Here is a 15936-nt window from a genome sequence, read left to right as displayed (position 1 = left end):
TGGCCAAGTTAGAGTGCGCACCCTCTACTCAGGGATTTCTGCAGGAACGGAAATGACTGCCTACCGGGGGACCAACCCTTACCTCACCTCCACGTGGAACCCATCGACCCGGCTGTTTGAATCCGGACAGGGCGGCCTCAACTATCCTCTGGACGCATGGGGCTACTCGGAAGTTGGAGAGGTGGTGGAGGTTGCCCCTGCCGCAGAGGCAGAAAATGACACCGCGCCAGTCAACGTCGGCGATATTGTTTGGGGAATCTGGGGCCACCGGGAAGAGGGAGTTCTCGCTGCAGAGACACTGCGTGGTCATGTGCTTCCATCCGGAATGGACCCCCTGGCAGGAGCTTTTGTCCGTGTCGGGGCCATAGCCCTCAACGCCGTGCTTGCCGCCGATCTGGGCCCCGGGTCAACTGTGACCATCTTCGGGCAAGGCGTAATTGGCCTGCTCGCAACGAGATTTGCAGTGCAGAACGGTGCTACTGTAATCGCCGTTGACGGCATAGAAAGCCGCCGTAAGCGGTCGCTGGACTGGGGCGCGACTCACGCATTGGCCCCTTCCGACACGCTTGCCGCCAACCTTCGCGAATTGACCCACCGCAGCGGGACCGACGTCGCCATTGAACTCAGCGGCAGCTACCGCGGGCTTCACGAGGCAACCCGAGCGGTGGGCTCTGATGGCACAGTGGTGGCGGCCGGCTTCTATCAAGGGGGTGCGAACAGCGTCTTCTTCGGCGAGGAATTTCATCACAACCGGGTTCAGTTGCTGGCCTCCCAGATAGGCTCAGTCCCGAATCGCCTCCGCCCGCGGTGGGATGTCGCCAGGATCCAGACCACCGTGGTGGACTTCCTTTCCCGCGGACGCGTGGATGCTCCCGCTCTGGTTACCCACAGGTTCCCGTTGGCCGCGGCTGCTGATGCCTATCATTTGCTGGACACCGAGCCCGCATCCGCCCTCCAAGTTGTTTTGGAGTTCTGATGACACTGATAACTGTCCAGGAACAACACCTTCCGGGCCGCACGCTGGAAGAGAAATTCGACCACGCGCTCGCATGGGGTTTTGACGGCATCGAGCTGCGTTCTGCAGGCGATCTGCAGTTCGCATCCCGCCTTCCGGAACTTCGAAGGGCAAAGGACGCTGGCGTCGTCATGCCTACTGCCTGCGTGGACATGAGCCACTTCATCGGCGCTTTTGATGAGGGGCTTCGAAGGGACGCCGTGCAGCAGCTGACGTCCCAAATCAGCATCATGGCCGATATCGGTGGGCGCGGGGTGATGACTCCCGCATCCTACGGAATGTTCTCCAAGCGCCTCCCTCCCTTTGTTCCGCCACGCACGGACGAGGAGGACACTGCCGTACTGGTGGACGCGCTCACCCTTCTCGGAGAGCACGCCGCTTCCGAAGGCGTTGAGGTCTACCTTGAACCGCTGAATCGCTATGAAGATCACATGATCAACAGGCTCGCAGACGGCGTGAAGCTATTGAGCCTGGTAGGCCTGGAATCGGTGCGGCTGGCCCCGGACACGTATCACATGAACATCGAGGAAAGCGATCCTGCAGCCGCGTTGCAGGAGGCCGCCAGTTACATAGGCCATATTCAAGCCAGCGACTCAAACCGCCTGGAACCCGGCGCCGGGAATGTGGATTGGGCTCTGTTTGGTGCCACGCTCAAATCCATCGGATACCAAGGAACAGTTGCCATCGAGTCGCGTTTATCGGGCCCGGCCGAGGACGTCCTGCCACGCGCTGCATCCTTATTGGGACGGTACCTCTGATGAGGGTGCCAGACAGTACTCTGCCGGATACCCCGATGACTCCAGATATGATCAGCGCCCGGGCAACTGTTGTCTTGGAAGCCAACTGGCGGACGAGCCATACTGTTCCAGCAGGTGGGCTGTACCCCCATCAGTGGAGTTGGGATTCATCTTTTATTGCCATCGGCCTCAGTTTGTTGTCACCCCGGCGGGCGGGTCAGGAGATGGACGCGTTGTTCGCTGGACAGTGGCGGGACGGCCGCTTGCCGCAGATCATCTTCGATCCCCACAGAGATCAGGATTACGCACCTGGTGCCGCCTTCTGGCAGTCGGGCAGCCTCGCAGATGCCCCAGCGAGGGCCGAGACCGCCGGTTTCATCCAGCCGCCAAACCATGCTTGGGCGGTGTGGAAGATTCACCAAGCAGACCCGGACGAGTCTCGCCGTCGATCTTTCCTCGAACGTAACTACCCCAGGTTGGTGGACTGGCACAACTATCTGTCCCAGAGGCGGAATCGCGGCGCGTCCGGCTTGGCGAGCGTAGTCCATCCCTGGGAATCCGGCACAGATAATTCCCCGTTATGGGACGTGGCAATGAAACGGGTTCCTTCGGAATGCCGGACACCGTTGGAGCGCCCGGACCTGCAACACGCAGACGCGGGTGAGCGACCAAGCCAGAAAGAATATGCAAAGTATTTTTGGCTGGCCGAGCGGTACAGAGACCATGAGTGCGACGACGTCGATCCCGAATATCCGTTCCTCATGGAGGACCCGCTGTTTAACACACTCTGGGCCCTGTCGGAATATGCCTTGGCTGACATCGCCAGCGAACTGGGATTGCCGGCAGCACACCATATGCAGCGCGCGCAAAAAGTGATCGCGGCATTGGACGAACTCTTCATTCCGGAACTGGGTTGTTACGCAGCCAGGGATGTCTTGGACGGAAGCCTCGTTCCGAAAGCGACAATCAATGGCCTTCTCCCTTTGCTCCTGCCTGGGAATCCCAATGCTGAAGTCCTGCTTGAAACTCTCCATGGGCCGCGATTCATGGGCTCCGGTGCGGTAATGGTGCCCAGTTATGACGCTACGGCCCTGGACCACGATCCCGCCCTGTATTGGCGCGGGCCGGCGTGGTTCAACATGTCCTGGATGATTGCGGAAGCGTTGGACGGGCTTGGCGACGTTAAGGGCGCGACATCCCTAAGAAACAACATAGGGTTCCTTGCTGCATCGCATGACTTCCCTGAATACGTGGACCCCAGGACCGGGGCTGCGCATGGAACCCGCAAATTCAGCTGGACAGCCGCACTGGCGCTGGATGCTGCAAGCGATAGGAGCAAACGATGACCACCTTTGCACCTCCTTCAGCAGTGTCGGTACTGGTGGCCCGAGGGGCGATGATGCGGGGAGCCGCTGATGGAAGCATCGGCCGCATCGACTCTCCAGCGGAGGGAACGCAAGGGCTGTACGTCGCCGATACGCGCCTGCTCTCACGATGGCTCCTGGAAATTGGCGGTTCTTCGTTGTGGGACGTGGGAAATGTCCGTGAGCCCGGGAAGCGAACAGTAGCGCTTGTTCCGACGTCACAAAGGAATCAAACCCACGATATTTTTGGGGTGCGCACCCAGCAACTGACCGCGTCCGGATTGACGGACACCGTTGAGATTCGAAACCTCGGCCGCGAGAAAACCACGGTCGAAGTAGTCCTGCGGGCCGGCACCGATTTCGCGGACCAATTCACGGTTCGCACAGATGGCAGAAGGTTCGATCTCAGTGCCGCGGCCAGTAGTGCTGTGGTTTTGGACGACCGGTCCGCTGCAATGCGGTACTCGCACACATTGAACAAACGGACGTTCGAAGCAGCTCTCACCTTGGACGTCAGTTCAGTTCCGGAAATTCTGCAGGATGTTCGCGATGGGCGGTTCGTAGGATTTGTCATGACGTGGGCGCTTGTCATTCCCGCAGGCGGTAGCCACACGCTGACGATCACGGCTGCCGCGGAGGGAGCGGCGGCCCCGATTCCCGCCGCACCCTTGGGGATGCCGGCCCCTGCATGGGATACCAGCCCTTTGGGTGTGCAAAGCCGCAAGGACCTCGATTCCCTGATGATGCCATGTCCTACGCTGCCGAACCTGAATATCCCTGCAGCCGGGTTGCCATGGTTTCTGACCCTCTTCGGACGGGATTCCCTGCTGACCTCGATGCTCACGCGCCAGGAACGGCCGGCGCTCCTAGGCGATGTCCTCAGGGCGCTCGCGGCTACGCAGGGAGTGGTTAACCATCCTGCCCGGCTGGAACAACCAGGCAGGATCGTGCACGAGGTTCGAGTCAGTGAACTAGCCCAACTCGGCCTTGTGCCTTACTCCCGTTATTACGGAACAGTGGACTCGACGGCCCTGTTTCTCATGGCATTAGGCCACCTGGACGATCCGGAACTGCTTCGGGAGTTGGAACCTGCGGCCAGGGCAGCAGTCGAATGGATCTGCAACGAAGGAGGGTTGGAAGCCACTGGTTTTGTCCGCTACATGCCCGACACCCAAGGCTTGATTCATCAGGGATGGAAGGATTCGTTCGATGCTGTGGCTGGGGCCGATGGGCGGGAACCAGTGGGCGCGATTGCCTTGGCCGAAGTTCAGGGCTACACATGGCGTGGCCTGCATGAGTGCGCACTTCTGGCCTCCGAGACCTGGAACGACAAACCGTGGGCCCGCGGGTTGTCCAGACTCGCCGATTCCCTACGAAAGAGGTTCCGCGAGGTCTTTTGGATGCAGCACCAGGATTTTCCCGCGCTGGCGGTGGATGGCGACAACCATCAGGTTGATGCCTTGGCCTCCAACGCGGGCCACCTTTTGTGGGCGGGGATTCTTGACGAGGACGACGCTCGCACCGTGACCACACGCCTGCTTGGAGAAGAATTCTTCACAGGCTGGGGGATCCGAACTTTGGCCATCGGCCAGCACTTCTACCACCCGATGTCATATCACAACGGCTCAGTGTGGCCGCATGACACCATGCTGGCTGCAGAGGGAATGGCAGCCTACGGATTCAGTGAAGAAGCCGGCACCGTTGCCCGGGGCATCCGGGAAGCTGCGGCCCACTTTGGCAACTCCTTGCCGGAACTCTTCGGTGGTTTTTCCCGGGCGGAGTTTCCGACACCTGTGAGATATCACCATGCGGGATCGCCCCAGGCGTGGGCGGCAGCGGCCGGTTTATCCGCGGACCGGCTCGCATCAGGGAACCAAGGCCGGGCCTAAACGCCGTTTTGGTAGGAAACTCAGGGGAGAGTTGATGGACCACAGGCAATTGCTTGGGTTTGGGCATTCGGAAGCAGCCGTCTTTTGGCAGCCCGTCGACGATTGGACGGATCTTAAGGGCGAAAAGATCGAAGTTCACGAACGGGGCCGAGTAATTGATAAGGGCACTGTGGACGCGGTGACAGCAAATGGCTTGGTTCTCTGGCTGGCTTTTGATGGTCCCTTCCCACGCCGGTTGGTAGAGAAGCTGCATGGCAGGTACGTTCGCGTCCTGCCATAGCAGAGCACCGCCGTCGAGCCCTTAACAGCCGTAGCCACCAATCCCAAGGAGAGCGCCTTGGTATTGGTGGCTACGGTGGGCGGCGGGTTGCCGCGAACTATCTGAATCGCTGTGCAGAAGTTGCAGGCACGTGGTCCCTAGGCTGGGGTCAGGTCCTTGTCGCGCCGGCCGAACACTTCATCATCGATGGGCTGGCCGTCGAAAGGCATTTCGTCCAGGTTGATGAGCGGGTTTGTGTCCTGGGTGGCAACGAGTTCGCGGGCCTCAGCGGCGGTGTCAACACTGGGCATGGAACCGGGCAGGGGACGCTGGGCGGATTCACGCAGGAAGTAGATGGCAATGGCACCCACGATGGACGTTCCCATTAGGTAGTAGGCCGGCATCATGTCATCGCCGGTGCCTTCAATGAGGCCCTGCACGATGAACGGAGTGGTTCCTCCGAAGATGGCCACCGAGAAGTTGTAGGCGATACCCATTCCGCCGTAGCGGCTGGACGTCGGGAACAGTGCCGGGAGGGCCGAGGCCAGGTTGGCAATGTAGAACGTCACCGGGAAGGCGATGAGGGCAAGGCCGGCCAGCGTGGACCAGATATCGCCGATCCCGATCAGCATGAAGGCAGGGACCGAGAACACGATGGTGCTGCCCGCACCGATCCACAGCACTGGGCGGCGGCCGATACGGTCGGACAACTTACCGGTGAGCGGAATGCACAGGGCCATGATCACCAGGACCGGGATGGTCAGCAGGGTTCCATGAACGGGGTCGTAGCCCTTGGAATCCGTGAGGTACGTGGGCATGTAGGAGGTCAACGCGTAGCCCACAGTGTTGGCTGCGGCGGCGAGAATCATGGCCAGCACGATCTGGCGCCAATAGGCCTTGATGATGCCAACCGGGCCCTTGGCGACGTTGGCATCCTGTGCCGCAGCGTCCTTGGCGATAGCTTCTTGGGCGTCCAGGGTGGCCTGGAACTGCGGGGATTCCTCGATCTTGCTCCGGAAGTACACAGCGATGAGGCCAAGCGGACCGGCGATCAGGAACGGAAGCCTCCAGCCCCATTCCTCCATGGCTGCCTGTCCGAGCGTGAGCTGCAGGACTGAAACGAGCGCGGCGCCGAGGGCGAAGCCGATGTAGCTGCCCATGTCCAGGAAGCTCGCGAAGAAGCCGCGGCGCTTGTCCGGGGCATATTCACTGACGAAGGTTGTTGCACCGGCGTACTCACCGCCGGTGGAGAAGCCCTGGACGAGCTTGAGGATGACGAGCAGCGCGGCGGCCCAGATGCCGATCTGCGCGTAGCCGGGCAAAAGTCCGACGGCGAACGTGCTTGCCGCCATCAGCATCAGTGTTGCTGCGAGCACCTTCTGGCGGCCCACCTTGTCGCCGAGCCAACCGAAGACGACGCCGCCAAGAGGGCGCGCGATAAAGGTTGCGGCGAAGGTGCCGAGAAGGAAGAGTGTCTGGACGGACTTGTCCGCTTCCGGGAGGAAGACGGGGCCCATGGTGGTGATGAGGTAGCCGAACACGCCGACGTCGTACCATTCCATGGTGTTGCCGACGATCGTGCCGCCGAGTGCTTTCTTCAGCATCGGCTGATCCACAACATTGACGTCGGATTCTTTCAACCGGCGCTTGGTGCGGAGCTTCGTTTTCTTGGGGTTCTTTACAGTGTTGGCAGCGGCCGTTGTAACGGCCGAGACCTGGTTTCCAGTGGCGTTCCTTGCGCCTGGCGGAGAGACGGTGTTGCTTTGGTCTATGGGCATTTGGGCTTCTCCTAGGGAGGTCATTTGCTTGCGACTTCTGGCTGCCCCGCTCCGGGCAGGTGTTCAATTTTACGTGGTTTGCCCGCCAAACCCCAGTTGAGATCCGATTTATGGGGCGTTTGAGGGGGCAATTTGCCTAGTTGTCTTACATCTTTTTGCCCGGCCTTGCCGTGTCATGGCGCGGAACCTGGCCGGTTTTGGCCCTGGCGAGCACGTTGTTACCAAATTGTTTAGCTGAGCCCATGAAACGGGGCGTTTTTGGGGTTAAGAACTGACTGATCCCGTGCCTTCTCTTGCCGTCCTGTCCGGGCGATACCCAGCACGATGGTTGCGTCCAGATCGTCGTCCGTCACCATCCGTGCACGCAGGCCCGACTGTTCCATGATCCTGGCGGTTTCGGGCGCTTGGTCTTCCGAGGTTTCAATCAAGAGGCAACCGCCCGGCGACAACCACTCAGCCGCGTGCTCTGCAACCCGGCGCTGGACATCCAAACCGTCAGTACCGCCGTCGAGCGCCACCATCGGTTCATGCAAGCGGGCCTCAGGCGGCATCATGCCGATGGAACCCGTAGGTACATACGGAGCATTGGCGAGCACCACGTCCACGCGTCCCCGAAGTTCACGGGGGAGGGCGTCGTAGAGATCGCCTTCGAAAACGCGCCCGCCGCGGGGCTCTACGTTCTGACGCGCGCAGCTCACCGCCGCCGGATCGATGTCGGCCGCGTAGAGTTCGCAGTTCCCCAGAAGATCGCTGAGTGCCGCACCGATCGCTCCGGATCCACAGCAAAGATCAACGACGACGCCACCCGGCGGTGCGATTTTCGCCGCCTGGCGCACCAGGAACTCCGTGCGACGCCGTGGAACGAAGACGCCGGGTTCAACAACCATGCGGCTCCCGCAGAAGTGCACCCACCCGAGGATGTGTTCCAAGGGCATTCCCTTGACGCGCTGGTCCACCATGTAGTCCAAATGGTCTGGACCCGTGGCGGCATCAATGAGGAGTTGCGCTTCGTCCTCCGCGAAAACGCAGCCGGCATCGCGGAGGGTGATGGCGACGGACATTCTCCTGGTCACGGGTGTCATGCTAGCCGAGGGGTTCACAAAAGCGGCGATTCTTGGTTAGGGTATGACGCATGGGAACACTGATTTTTGAGTAGACCGGCCTATGCCTTAGCGGCCCTCCGCCCTTAGTGGCACAGCCGAGTTTCACCTGACAAAAATCCATGCCTGTTGAGGCCCTGCCTCCATGCCGTTCCCGTTGTCGACGCTATTTTTCTCGAACCGCAACGCCATGGTTTTGGTGCTTCTTCAGGACTCACACCACTGAGGAGTCCACTTTTATGACTGCCAATCCTTCCGAAAACAACACTCGGGAGCCCGCTGCGTCGGGAAATGACGACGCTGCGTCGGGAAGTCCAAAGTCCGCCTCCGGCGGCATTAAGTCCAAACTGACCGATGCCCAGAAAGCGATGCTCGCCAGCAAGTCCGGCGGCGGCGCTCCCGCTGGCTGGCAAAGCACGGGCAAGGGCCACAAACCGACGTCCGCCAGCGGCAAGCAGGCCAAGACGGAGAAGAAGGTCCGTTGGTGATTCCTGGACGCAGGTAAGTCCTGCAGACAACCATCTTCGGCGCGCCTAGTATTGAAATTCCTTCGTTTCATAGGGAAAGGAAGAACCATGACTGCAAAGAATCAAGCCGAAAATATTGATCCCGAGGTTGCCAGCCACTTGGTGGAGGCCATGGACATGGCTCCCATGCCTGAACCGGCAACCATTGACGTGTCCCTGGGTTTGGACCAGGAACAGCACTGGCCCGACGGTAGCGGCAAACGCCGGCACCCGAAGGACCAGGACCAAGCCCGCGGACGTATGGGGCAAGGCGCAGCAGTGACGGCAATCCACCGGACCAGCCGACCGCAGATGCCGCACTCCTCCTAACCGCTGACACCCGAATCGAACCAGCACAGCCAGCCCAACTGACTAGCACTTGTGGTTGTTATGAGCGCTGAGAACAACCACTAATGCCAGTCAGTTGGGCTGGCTTACGTCTTCCGGTGACTTGTCGGGACGCCAGCCACGCCACACGGGATGCCGTAGCCTGCCTGGCCCGGTCCATTCTCCGAAGGTCACTTCTGCTACCAGCTCCGGCTTGACCCACTGGGCACTGGCTGCGTCCTCGCGGGGGATATCGGCGAAGGGGGAATCAGCTACCACGCGGGACTCCAGTTTCTCCATGACATCCCTCAGCTGCCACTCTTTGAACCCGGTGCCAACCCGGCCCACGTAGTGCAGCTTCTCGCCTTGGGGAGTGGGAGTGCCCAACAGCAACGAACCAAAACTCCCACTCCGGGCACCAGCGCCAGGACGCCAGCCGCCCACGACCACTTCCTGGCTCTGCTCCAGCTTGAGTTTGATCCACGAGCGGCTCCGCCGGCCGATCACGTAACGGCTATCTGCTTTCTTCGCCATCACTCCTTCCAAGCCGAGCTCACGCGCGCTTGTCATGAGGTCGTCGACGTCGTGGTCCAAGACAGCTGAAAGGTGAAGCGGGCAGCCAGCGCGCAAGCGCCCGGCAAACGCCTCAAGCCTCTCGTGGCGCTCACGGAAAGGCAGCCCGCTCAGGTCCGTGCCGCCGTCGTACAGAAGATCGAACAGCATCAGCTGTACCGGGACCGAAGCCCTGGCCCGCTCGATGTCTGCGGTCTTCACCAGGTTCATCCGTAGCTGCAGCCGGCCGAAGTCCGGCCGTGAGCCCTTGCCAAGCGCCACGATTTCACCGTCAGCCACGAAATCGCCGTCGGGCCAGCACGAGCGGTCTGTCAGTTCGGGGTAGGTGGCGGTGAGATCGTTGCCGTTGCGGCTCATCAGACGAATTCTGCCATCGGTGCCGGTTCCAGTACCGGTGATGATCGCCCGGATTCCGTCCCACTTCAGTTCGTACAGCCAGTCGTCGCCACGAAGGTCGTCCACGGTGCCGGACGTGGCAAGCATGGGAGTGTAGTTCGGCATTGGCTGGGGAGCAGGGGTTTGAACGGGTGCCGGCTTAGGTGCCCCGGCCCTGGCAGGCCGCCTGCCACCTGGCTGCTCCTTCATCAAGTGGATCAGCCAACGGTCGCCGGTGTTGATCAGCGCTAAACGCTTGGTCCCGTGCAGTCCACCTCCTGGCTGGCCGGTCAGCGTCGCGATCACTTCCTTGCCGTCCCGCCATTTCTCGCACGTGTACTCGCCGCGGTCCCAAATGGTCATGGTCCCTGCGCCGTACTCACCTTTGGGAATCACGCCGGCGAAGTCCGCGTACTCCATCGGATGGTCTTCCGTATGTACGGCAAGGTTGTTCCGGTCGGGTGTTTCCGGGACACCACGCGGCAAAGCCCAGGACGCAAGGACGCCGTTGTGCTCCAAACGCAGATCCAGGTGGTAGCGCCGGGCATGGTGCTCCTGGATAACGAAGATCCCGCCGGGCGGCGAAGGGTCGCCCGGCTTGGGCTGGTCTGAGGAGGAGCCTCCGGACGTCGCCGAGGCAAAAGCAGCCGACGACGCCGGGAATGGCTCAGGGGTTTTGCCCGGATCGCGCATCCCAACATACTTCGCGAGACGGTTCTCTACAGTCACCACGCGCTCGCGGTGAGGGCCGGACCCGCTCAAAGCAGCGCCGTCGTCGTCATCCGTATACTCGCCGTGCGGCGGGAGGTGCCGTGAGGAGATGGGGGCGAAGTGGTCCTTGCCGGTCTTGACCCGCTTCATCACCGCTGTGTAATCAAGATGGTCCAGGGTGCTTGAAGAGAGCTCCCGCCACGTGCGCGGCGCCGCGACGGTAGGGTGGGCTTTCCCCCGGAGCGAGTAGGGCACGATCGTGGTCTTGTTGCCGCTGTTCTGGCTCCAGTCCACCAACACTTTGCCGTGGCGGAGAGACTTCTTCATGTCGCTGACCACCAGCTCGGGGTGGTCGGACTCAAGGGCACGTGCCAGCTCATGGGCGAAGGCCGATACCTGCTCGGACTTCAGCGTTCCCTCCAACCCGGTGTAGAGGTGGATGCCCTTGCTGCCGCTGGTCACCGGCACCGGATCCATGCCCATGTCTTGCAAGATCGAGCGGGCAAGTTTGGCCACCTCAACGCACTCAGGCAGGCCTGCGCCGGGACCAGGGTCGAGGTCCAGGACGAAGCGGTCAGGCCGGAGCGGATTACCCTCAGCGTCAACCTGCCATTGGGGGACGTGGATCTCCAGGGACGCGATCTGCGCCATCCATGTAAGCGTTGCGAGGTTGTTGACCATGGGGTAGACGGTGGTGTGGTCCGAGTGCTGGATGGCGGTGCGGGGGATCCACTTGGGTGCGGAGTCTTCAAGGTTCTTTTGGAAGAACACCTGTCCCGGGTTCTCGGCGGTGCCCACGCCGTTGACCCAGCGCTTGCGGGTGACGGGCCTGTTGGCGGCGGCAGGAATGAGGAACGGCGCGACGGCGGCGTAGTACTCCAGGACCTCGGCTTTGGTGGTTCCGGTCTCGGGGTAGATGATCTTGCCCAGGTTGGTGAGGGTCAGCTCGTGGCCTTCCACGTTCACCCGCTCCTGTTGCTTGCCTGCCACCTCTTCTCCTCTGCTGTCTTGTGCTGTTGACTGGGTGCATGAGGGCCATATGGAAGGGATCTATCGCGTTCGGTCTGGTCAACGTACCAGTGAAGCTTTACAGCGCCACGGAGGACCACGATATTGGCCTTCACCAAGTCCACAATAAGGACGGCGGACGCATCCGGTACCAGCGGAAATGTGAAATTTGCGGCGAAGTTGTTGCTTACGAAGATATAGACAAGGCCTATGAAGAGGAAGGCCGCACAGTGGTTCTCACGGCGGCCGAATTGAAGTCCTTGCCGGAAGAGAACAGCCGCGAAATTGAGGTAGTGGAATTCATCCCTGCCGAGCAGCTGGACCCGATCATGTACGAGCGCAGCTATTTCCTGGAGCCGGATTCCAAATCCCCCAAGGCCTATATGTTGCTGCGGCAGACACTTGAGGACACGGACAGGATTGCAATTGTCCAGTACGCGCTGCGGCAGAAGACGCGGCTCGGCGCGCTGCGCGTACGCGGAGACGTATTGCTGCTGCAGGCCCTTCTCTGGGGCGACGAAGTCCGGGAGGCCAAGTTCCCCTCCCTCGAGACGGACATCAAGATCTCCGATAAGGAACTCGAAATGTCCTCCGCGCTGGTGGACTCCATGGCCCACGATTTCGACCCCGACGAATACACCGACGACTACCAGGTGCAGCTCCGCACGTTGATCGAGGCCAAGCTTGAAAAGGGCGAGGCGCTCGATACGGAAGCCACGTTCGGTGTCACGGAAGGCGAAGGGGAGGGCGGCGACGTCATCGACCTCATGGAGGCGCTGAAGCGGAGCCTGGACAAGAAACGGGGCAAGGAAAAAGCGGCCGACGACGACGCTGCCGCCAGCAAAACTACCAGCAAGCCAAAGGCGCGGGCCAAGAAAAAGGCGTGACCCGGCGTCGGGCTCTGTTTTCTTCGTTAGTGGCGTTGCGTTCGTGAGTGGTTCCGAAACCTTTAGTGGTTCCGCAGCATTGATATGATCTCGGACTTCTTCTTGCCGGAGTAGCCCTTGATTCCGAGTTCCTTGGCGCGGGACTTCAGTTTGTCCACCGTCCAATCGTCGTAGTCGCCGGACTTGCCTCCCTTGCGGCCTACTTCCTTGCGTCCCTGTTTGGCAGCGGCATTTGAAACACGGGCCGCTTTTTCCTTGGAGGCGCCTTCGTCGCGGAGTTCTTCATATAGCTTCGGGTCCTTCAGACTCGAATTCTTCTTTCCAGGCATGATTCGTTTTCCTTTCGGCTATTGATTCTGCGGCTGTCTCATAATGTGGCTCACGGTGCATTTCCGCTCTTGCCGTTCCCGTTTTGCAGGGCCCGTCGGTGCAGCCAGATAGGCATGCCCACAACGAGTAGCAGCAGGACCAGGATGATGAAGCTACCGGCAATCAGAGCTGCTGTTCGCCCGGCCGTGACATCGAAGACCAGGGTGGCCGAACCTACAATCAGGATGGCCACGCCCGCCAATGCCCATTTGGTGATCGCGTCGGCGCTGGAGACGAGAGTGGCTTTGAGTCCCCGGCGGAAAAGGCGGCGATGCACGCTGACCGGAAGCAGGATCAAGGCAGTTGTCAGGGCGGCTGCCATGACATTGAAGAGGTAGAGACCGCGTTGCCAGTCGTCCAGGTGCTCAAAACGCGCCTGGAAAGGCAGGGTCAGCAGGAAGCCGCCCAGGATCTGGACTCCGGTCTGGAGCACCCGCAATTCCTGGATCAGCTCCATCCAGTTACGGTCCATCCGTTCTTCAACGGTTTCGTTCCTGCCGGTCCTGGGAACCTGCTCCGGCTCTACCATTCGTACACCTCCAGATAGCTATTGGTGGACGCTGACACTACACCGGACTACGGTCGAACTGTCAGCATTCCTCGAACAATTTTCGAAGGCCTCAAAGGATTTTCAAGGAGGAAGAAATGAGTCAGGACGAACACCGCGTTGACCCGGAGGACGCTGCCGGCGGCTATGGCACGCCAACGCCTGAGCAGGAATTGCCAGGACAGGGATCGGAGCGTGAAACACCGGAAAGGCCATCGCCCGGAACTCCTCCCGGGCCGGGGGAGCCACCTGAGGGCAGCCCTACTCCGGAAGACCCGGATACCTCTCCCGTTTCGGAATCACCGGACGAATTCCCCACTCCGCGGGATCCCGACGCGGCGCCCCCTCCCAGTAATGGCGACTAAGTACGGACGACTAAAGCTCCTGTTCCCGAGCACCTGTCCGGGTGGCGGATGCGCGGGAGGACTGCCCCTGCCTGCGGTTCCACTGCAGTGGGACAGTCCTCACGTTCCGCGGTATTCATCGGCGGTCCGACCATCTTGCTCGGCCGGTTCGGGTCATTGTCGCGGTGCGCGCTCTATACCGTGTGTCCCCTGCGGCCCGACATGAAGCTGAGCAGCCAGCCGATAGCTGCGATGACGAGGAGGACGACGCCTACCCACAGCAGCCAGTTCAGGGCCGACGAGAAGCCGCCCACCAGGAGAAGGACAATTGCAACTACACCAGCAATGATCAGAAGCGTGTTCATGGTCAGCACATTCCTTTCTGGGGGAATCCGCAAAGAACCTATTGGATTCCTGACTATGCATTCCTATTTACTTCTACGGGTACTTGGGAGCGTTCCACCGCTTCCAAGTGCCCTTTATCGCTATCACTTCCGGCCTTCGCTGAGGGGCGAAGTTCGCCGGATGTGAACAGCAACACTCTTCATTGTACTACTAAGCAACCTTATGAAAGAGTTATTGATGTCGCCACTTGATGATTGACCTACGTCGAAGGAATTCGACACCAGGGTTTTTCGCTTGCACCGGCCGTCCAAGGAGAGGAACACATGAAAGCGTCACAGCAGCTTGCAGACAACCTTCAAATCGTCCTGACAGACCTGATCGAACTACAGCTCCAGGGCAAGCAGGCACACTGGAACATCGTCGGTCCGAACTTCAGGGACCTCCACCTCCAGTTGGACGAACTCGTTGCCGCCACCCGTAAATTCGCCGACGACACGGCGGAGCGGATGAGGGCCCTTCACGCCCTGCCCGACGGTCGGAGCGGGACCATCTCGGCGGGTACCCGCCTTGAAGAATTCCCTGGCGGCCTGGTCAACACCAAGAACGCAGTCAAGCTGGTCACCGAGCGCGTGGAGCGGACCGTCCAGACCATGCGGGACGTCCATGACGAGGTGGATGAAGAAGACCCCACAACAGCGGACCTTCTCCACGAATTCATCGCCCGCCTGGAGCAGCTCGTATGGATGATCAACGCCGAAATCATGAGCGCGGGAGCCGCGGTCACGGATCCTGACGAAGCTTAGCCCGCTGCCGGACTCGATCACTGAAAAATGCCAAGGCTTCGGCGAAGTGACCTTTCCAAGCCCGGTATTGAACGTCGCAGGGCCGGAAAAGGGTTCAGTTACAGGTATCCCGACGGGAGCCTGGTAAGCCAAGAGGATCGCCAGCGCATTAAAGCGCTGGCGATCCCGCCTGCATGGACCGAGGTGTGGATCTGTCCGGATGGCAATGGGCACATCCAGGCCACGGGGGTGGACGCGGCTGGTCGAAGCCAATACATCTACCACCCCCGATGGCGTGAACGTAAAGACACCGAGAAGTTCCAGCGGGCCGCGGAATTGGGCTCGGTGCTCCCTGCCGTGCGCAGGACTGTCACGCTGCACCTGAAAGACACCTCGTCTCCCCGGCAGCAGACCTTGGCCGCGGCCGTGCGTCTCATGGATCTAGGCGCTCTCCGCGTGGGCTCTGAAAGCTACATGCGTCAGAACGGCTCCTATGGACTCACCACGCTCAGGTGCCGGCATGCCCGGGTCAAGGACGACGCCGTCGGCCTGAAGTTTCCCGGCAAGAGCGGGCAGTGGTGGGACATCTCCATCCAGGATCCCGCGCTGGCAACCTTCCTTGAGCCATTGGCGCGCCGGCCCGGCAAGGAACGGTTGCTGGCCTACGAATCCGACGGTTCATGGATTTCCATTGATGCTTCCATGATCAATGAGTACCTGCGCGGCATTGCCGGAGCTGCGTACACCTCCAAGGATTTCCGTACTTGGAAGGGGACAGCGGCGGCAGCCCTATCTCTGTTGAAGTCCGAAGGCACCATGACGCGACCCCAGGCCTTGGTGAAGGCCATGAAGGATGCTGCCCAATTGCTGGGCAACACCCCCACCGTGGCGCGTACATCCTACGTGGACCCTCGGATCGTGGAGGCCTATCTGTCCGGAAAACTGCAGGACGTGAATCCGACCGAGGCCTCGATAGCCGCTTTCCTCATCGGGAAGCAGAGCTAGCTGGGCTCCACGCCC

General features: G+C 60.7%; 17 protein-coding genes. 11 read left to right on the top strand and 6 right to left on the bottom strand.

Translation table 11 applies throughout. The annotated features are described in order from the left end of the window. Positions 1-52: 52 nt before the first annotated feature. The 5 genes from AB4Y87_RS02550 to AB4Y87_RS02530 are packed head-to-tail and all read left to right on the top strand — an operon-like array spanning position 53 to position 5285. Complete coding sequence (locus AB4Y87_RS02550) at positions 53-976, top strand: zinc-dependent alcohol dehydrogenase (protein WP_442002912.1); 924 nt, start codon at positions 53-55, stop codon at positions 974-976. Next, entirely contained in the window at positions 976-1773 is a 798-nt protein-coding gene (locus AB4Y87_RS02545) for a sugar phosphate isomerase/epimerase family protein (protein WP_442002911.1), read from the top strand. Before AB4Y87_RS02550 ends, AB4Y87_RS02545 begins: the two co-directional genes overlap by 1 nt. A 35-nt stretch (positions 1774-1808) precedes the next feature. Next, positions 1809-3098 carry an MGH1-like glycoside hydrolase domain-containing protein gene (locus tag AB4Y87_RS02540; RefSeq protein WP_442002910.1) on the top strand — a complete coding sequence of 430 codons (1290 nt, stop codon included), beginning with the start codon at positions 1809-1811 and terminating at the stop codon, positions 3096-3098. After that, positions 3095-5005: a glycogen debranching N-terminal domain-containing protein gene (locus AB4Y87_RS02535; protein ID WP_442002909.1), complete on the top strand. Its 1911-nt coding sequence runs from the start codon at positions 3095-3097 to the stop codon at positions 5003-5005. Before AB4Y87_RS02540 ends, AB4Y87_RS02535 begins: the two co-directional genes overlap by 4 nt. A 34-nt stretch (positions 5006-5039) precedes the next feature. Continuing rightward, positions 5040-5285, top strand: a complete 246-nt coding sequence (locus AB4Y87_RS02530) for a hypothetical protein (RefSeq protein ID WP_442002908.1) — start codon at positions 5040-5042, stop codon at positions 5283-5285. A 137-nt stretch (positions 5286-5422) separates the two neighbouring features. Here the strand turns inward: AB4Y87_RS02530 and AB4Y87_RS02525 are convergent, their stop codons facing one another. Next, positions 5423-7042, bottom strand: coding sequence for an MFS transporter (locus AB4Y87_RS02525; protein ID WP_442002907.1), 1620 nt, complete (start codon positions 7040-7042; stop codon positions 5423-5425). 230 nt (positions 7043-7272) lie between these two features. Further along, positions 7273-8124, bottom strand: a complete 852-nt coding sequence (locus AB4Y87_RS02520) for a putative protein N(5)-glutamine methyltransferase (RefSeq protein ID WP_442002976.1) — start codon at positions 8122-8124, stop codon at positions 7273-7275. Positions 8125-8381: 257 nt separating this feature from the next. On the opposite strand from AB4Y87_RS02520, the gene AB4Y87_RS02515 reads away from it, so the two are divergent. Beyond that, on the top strand, positions 8382-8630 hold the full coding sequence (locus tag AB4Y87_RS02515; protein ID WP_442002906.1) for a hypothetical protein: 249 nt from the start codon (positions 8382-8384) through the stop codon (positions 8628-8630). An 87-nt stretch (positions 8631-8717) separates the two neighbouring features. After that, positions 8718-8978: a hypothetical protein gene (locus AB4Y87_RS02510; RefSeq protein ID WP_442002905.1), complete on the top strand. Its 261-nt coding sequence runs from the start codon at positions 8718-8720 to the stop codon at positions 8976-8978. A 90-nt stretch (positions 8979-9068) separates the two neighbouring features. Here the strand turns inward: AB4Y87_RS02510 and AB4Y87_RS02505 are convergent, their stop codons facing one another. Further along, a complete protein-coding gene (locus AB4Y87_RS02505) occupies positions 9069-11624 on the bottom strand; it encodes an ATP-dependent DNA ligase (protein WP_442002904.1) in 2556 nt (851 codons plus the stop codon). 38 nt (positions 11625-11662) lie between these two features. Here AB4Y87_RS02505 and ku point away from each other — a divergent pair, with 38 nt between their 5' ends. Then, positions 11663-12529 carry a non-homologous end joining protein Ku gene (ku, locus tag AB4Y87_RS02500; RefSeq protein ID WP_442002903.1) on the top strand — a complete coding sequence of 289 codons (867 nt, stop codon included), beginning with the start codon at positions 11663-11665 and terminating at the stop codon, positions 12527-12529. A 62-nt stretch (positions 12530-12591) separates the two neighbouring features. Here ku and AB4Y87_RS02495 read toward each other — a convergent pair whose 3' ends face one another. Next, a complete protein-coding gene (locus AB4Y87_RS02495) occupies positions 12592-12858 on the bottom strand; it encodes a DUF7218 family protein (RefSeq protein WP_224094779.1) in 267 nt (88 codons plus the stop codon). 50 nt (positions 12859-12908) lie between these two features. Next, entirely contained in the window at positions 12909-13427 is a 519-nt protein-coding gene (locus tag AB4Y87_RS02490; RefSeq protein WP_442002902.1) for a DUF6328 family protein, read from the bottom strand. A 116-nt stretch (positions 13428-13543) separates the two neighbouring features. Between AB4Y87_RS02490 and AB4Y87_RS02485 the strand changes: the two genes are divergently transcribed. Beyond that, positions 13544-13810 carry a hypothetical protein gene (locus tag AB4Y87_RS02485; protein ID WP_442002901.1) on the top strand — a complete coding sequence of 89 codons (267 nt, stop codon included), beginning with the start codon at positions 13544-13546 and terminating at the stop codon, positions 13808-13810. 173 nt (positions 13811-13983) lie between these two features. On the opposite strand, the gene AB4Y87_RS02480 is transcribed toward AB4Y87_RS02485, so the two are convergent. Next, positions 13984-14154, bottom strand: a complete 171-nt coding sequence (locus tag AB4Y87_RS02480; RefSeq protein ID WP_223935420.1) for a hypothetical protein — start codon at positions 14152-14154, stop codon at positions 13984-13986. A gap of 303 nt (positions 14155-14457) precedes the next feature. Here AB4Y87_RS02480 and AB4Y87_RS02475 point away from each other — a divergent pair, with 303 nt between their 5' ends. Both AB4Y87_RS02475 and AB4Y87_RS02470 read left to right on the top strand, forming a co-directional pair. Beyond that, the gene (locus tag AB4Y87_RS02475) at positions 14458-14937 is read left to right on the top strand and encodes a Dps family protein (protein ID WP_442002900.1); all 480 of its coding nucleotides are present in this window, start codon (positions 14458-14460) and stop codon (positions 14935-14937) included. A gap of 27 nt (positions 14938-14964) precedes the next feature. After that, positions 14965-15921: a DNA topoisomerase IB gene (locus AB4Y87_RS02470; RefSeq protein WP_442002899.1), complete on the top strand. Its 957-nt coding sequence runs from the start codon at positions 14965-14967 to the stop codon at positions 15919-15921. Positions 15922-15936: the final 15 nt, after the last annotated feature.

It is taken from the genome of Paenarthrobacter sp. RAF54_2, assembly GCF_052113945.1.
GTDB lineage: Bacteria > Actinomycetota > Actinomycetes > Actinomycetales > Micrococcaceae > Arthrobacter.
Note: the sequence above shows the minus strand (reverse complement) of the source record. Positions and strands in the feature narration are given on the sequence as shown.

Bases quoted from the DNA above. Each gene is read 5' to 3' on its own strand.
- AB4Y87_RS02535 (WP_442002909.1), top strand. From the start codon at position 3,095: ATGACCACCTTTGCACCTCCTTCAGCAGTGTCGGTACTGGTGGCCCGA.
- AB4Y87_RS02540 (WP_442002910.1), top strand. From the start codon at position 1,809: ATGACTCCAGATATGATCAGCGCCCGGGCAACTGTTGTCTTGGAAGCC.
- AB4Y87_RS02545 (WP_442002911.1), top strand. From the start codon at position 976: ATGACACTGATAACTGTCCAGGAACAACACCTTCCGGGCCGCACGCTG.
- AB4Y87_RS02480 (WP_223935420.1), bottom strand. From the start codon at position 14,154: ATGAACACGCTTCTGATCATTGCTGGTGTAGTTGCAATTGTCCTTCTC.
- AB4Y87_RS02495 (WP_224094779.1), bottom strand. From the start codon at position 12,858: ATGCCTGGAAAGAAGAATTCGAGTCTGAAGGACCCGAAGCTATATGAA.
- AB4Y87_RS02475 (WP_442002900.1), top strand. From the start codon at position 14,458: ATGAAAGCGTCACAGCAGCTTGCAGACAACCTTCAAATCGTCCTGACA.
- AB4Y87_RS02525 (WP_442002907.1), bottom strand. From the start codon at position 7,042: ATGCCCATAGACCAAAGCAACACCGTCTCTCCGCCAGGCGCAAGGAAC.
- AB4Y87_RS02485 (WP_442002901.1), top strand. From the start codon at position 13,544: ATGAGTCAGGACGAACACCGCGTTGACCCGGAGGACGCTGCCGGCGGC.
- AB4Y87_RS02510 (WP_442002905.1), top strand. From the start codon at position 8,718: ATGACTGCAAAGAATCAAGCCGAAAATATTGATCCCGAGGTTGCCAGC.
- AB4Y87_RS02550 (WP_442002912.1), top strand. From the start codon at position 53: ATGACTGCCTACCGGGGGACCAACCCTTACCTCACCTCCACGTGGAAC.
- AB4Y87_RS02490 (WP_442002902.1), bottom strand. From the start codon at position 13,427: ATGGTAGAGCCGGAGCAGGTTCCCAGGACCGGCAGGAACGAAACCGTT.
- AB4Y87_RS02520 (WP_442002976.1), bottom strand. From the start codon at position 8,124: ATGACACCCGTGACCAGGAGAATGTCCGTCGCCATCACCCTCCGCGAT.
- AB4Y87_RS02470 (WP_442002899.1), top strand. From the start codon at position 14,965: ATGCCAAGGCTTCGGCGAAGTGACCTTTCCAAGCCCGGTATTGAACGT.
- ku (WP_442002903.1), top strand. From the start codon at position 11,663: ATGAGGGCCATATGGAAGGGATCTATCGCGTTCGGTCTGGTCAACGTA.
- AB4Y87_RS02530 (WP_442002908.1), top strand. From the start codon at position 5,040: ATGGACCACAGGCAATTGCTTGGGTTTGGGCATTCGGAAGCAGCCGTC.
- AB4Y87_RS02515 (WP_442002906.1), top strand. From the start codon at position 8,382: ATGACTGCCAATCCTTCCGAAAACAACACTCGGGAGCCCGCTGCGTCG.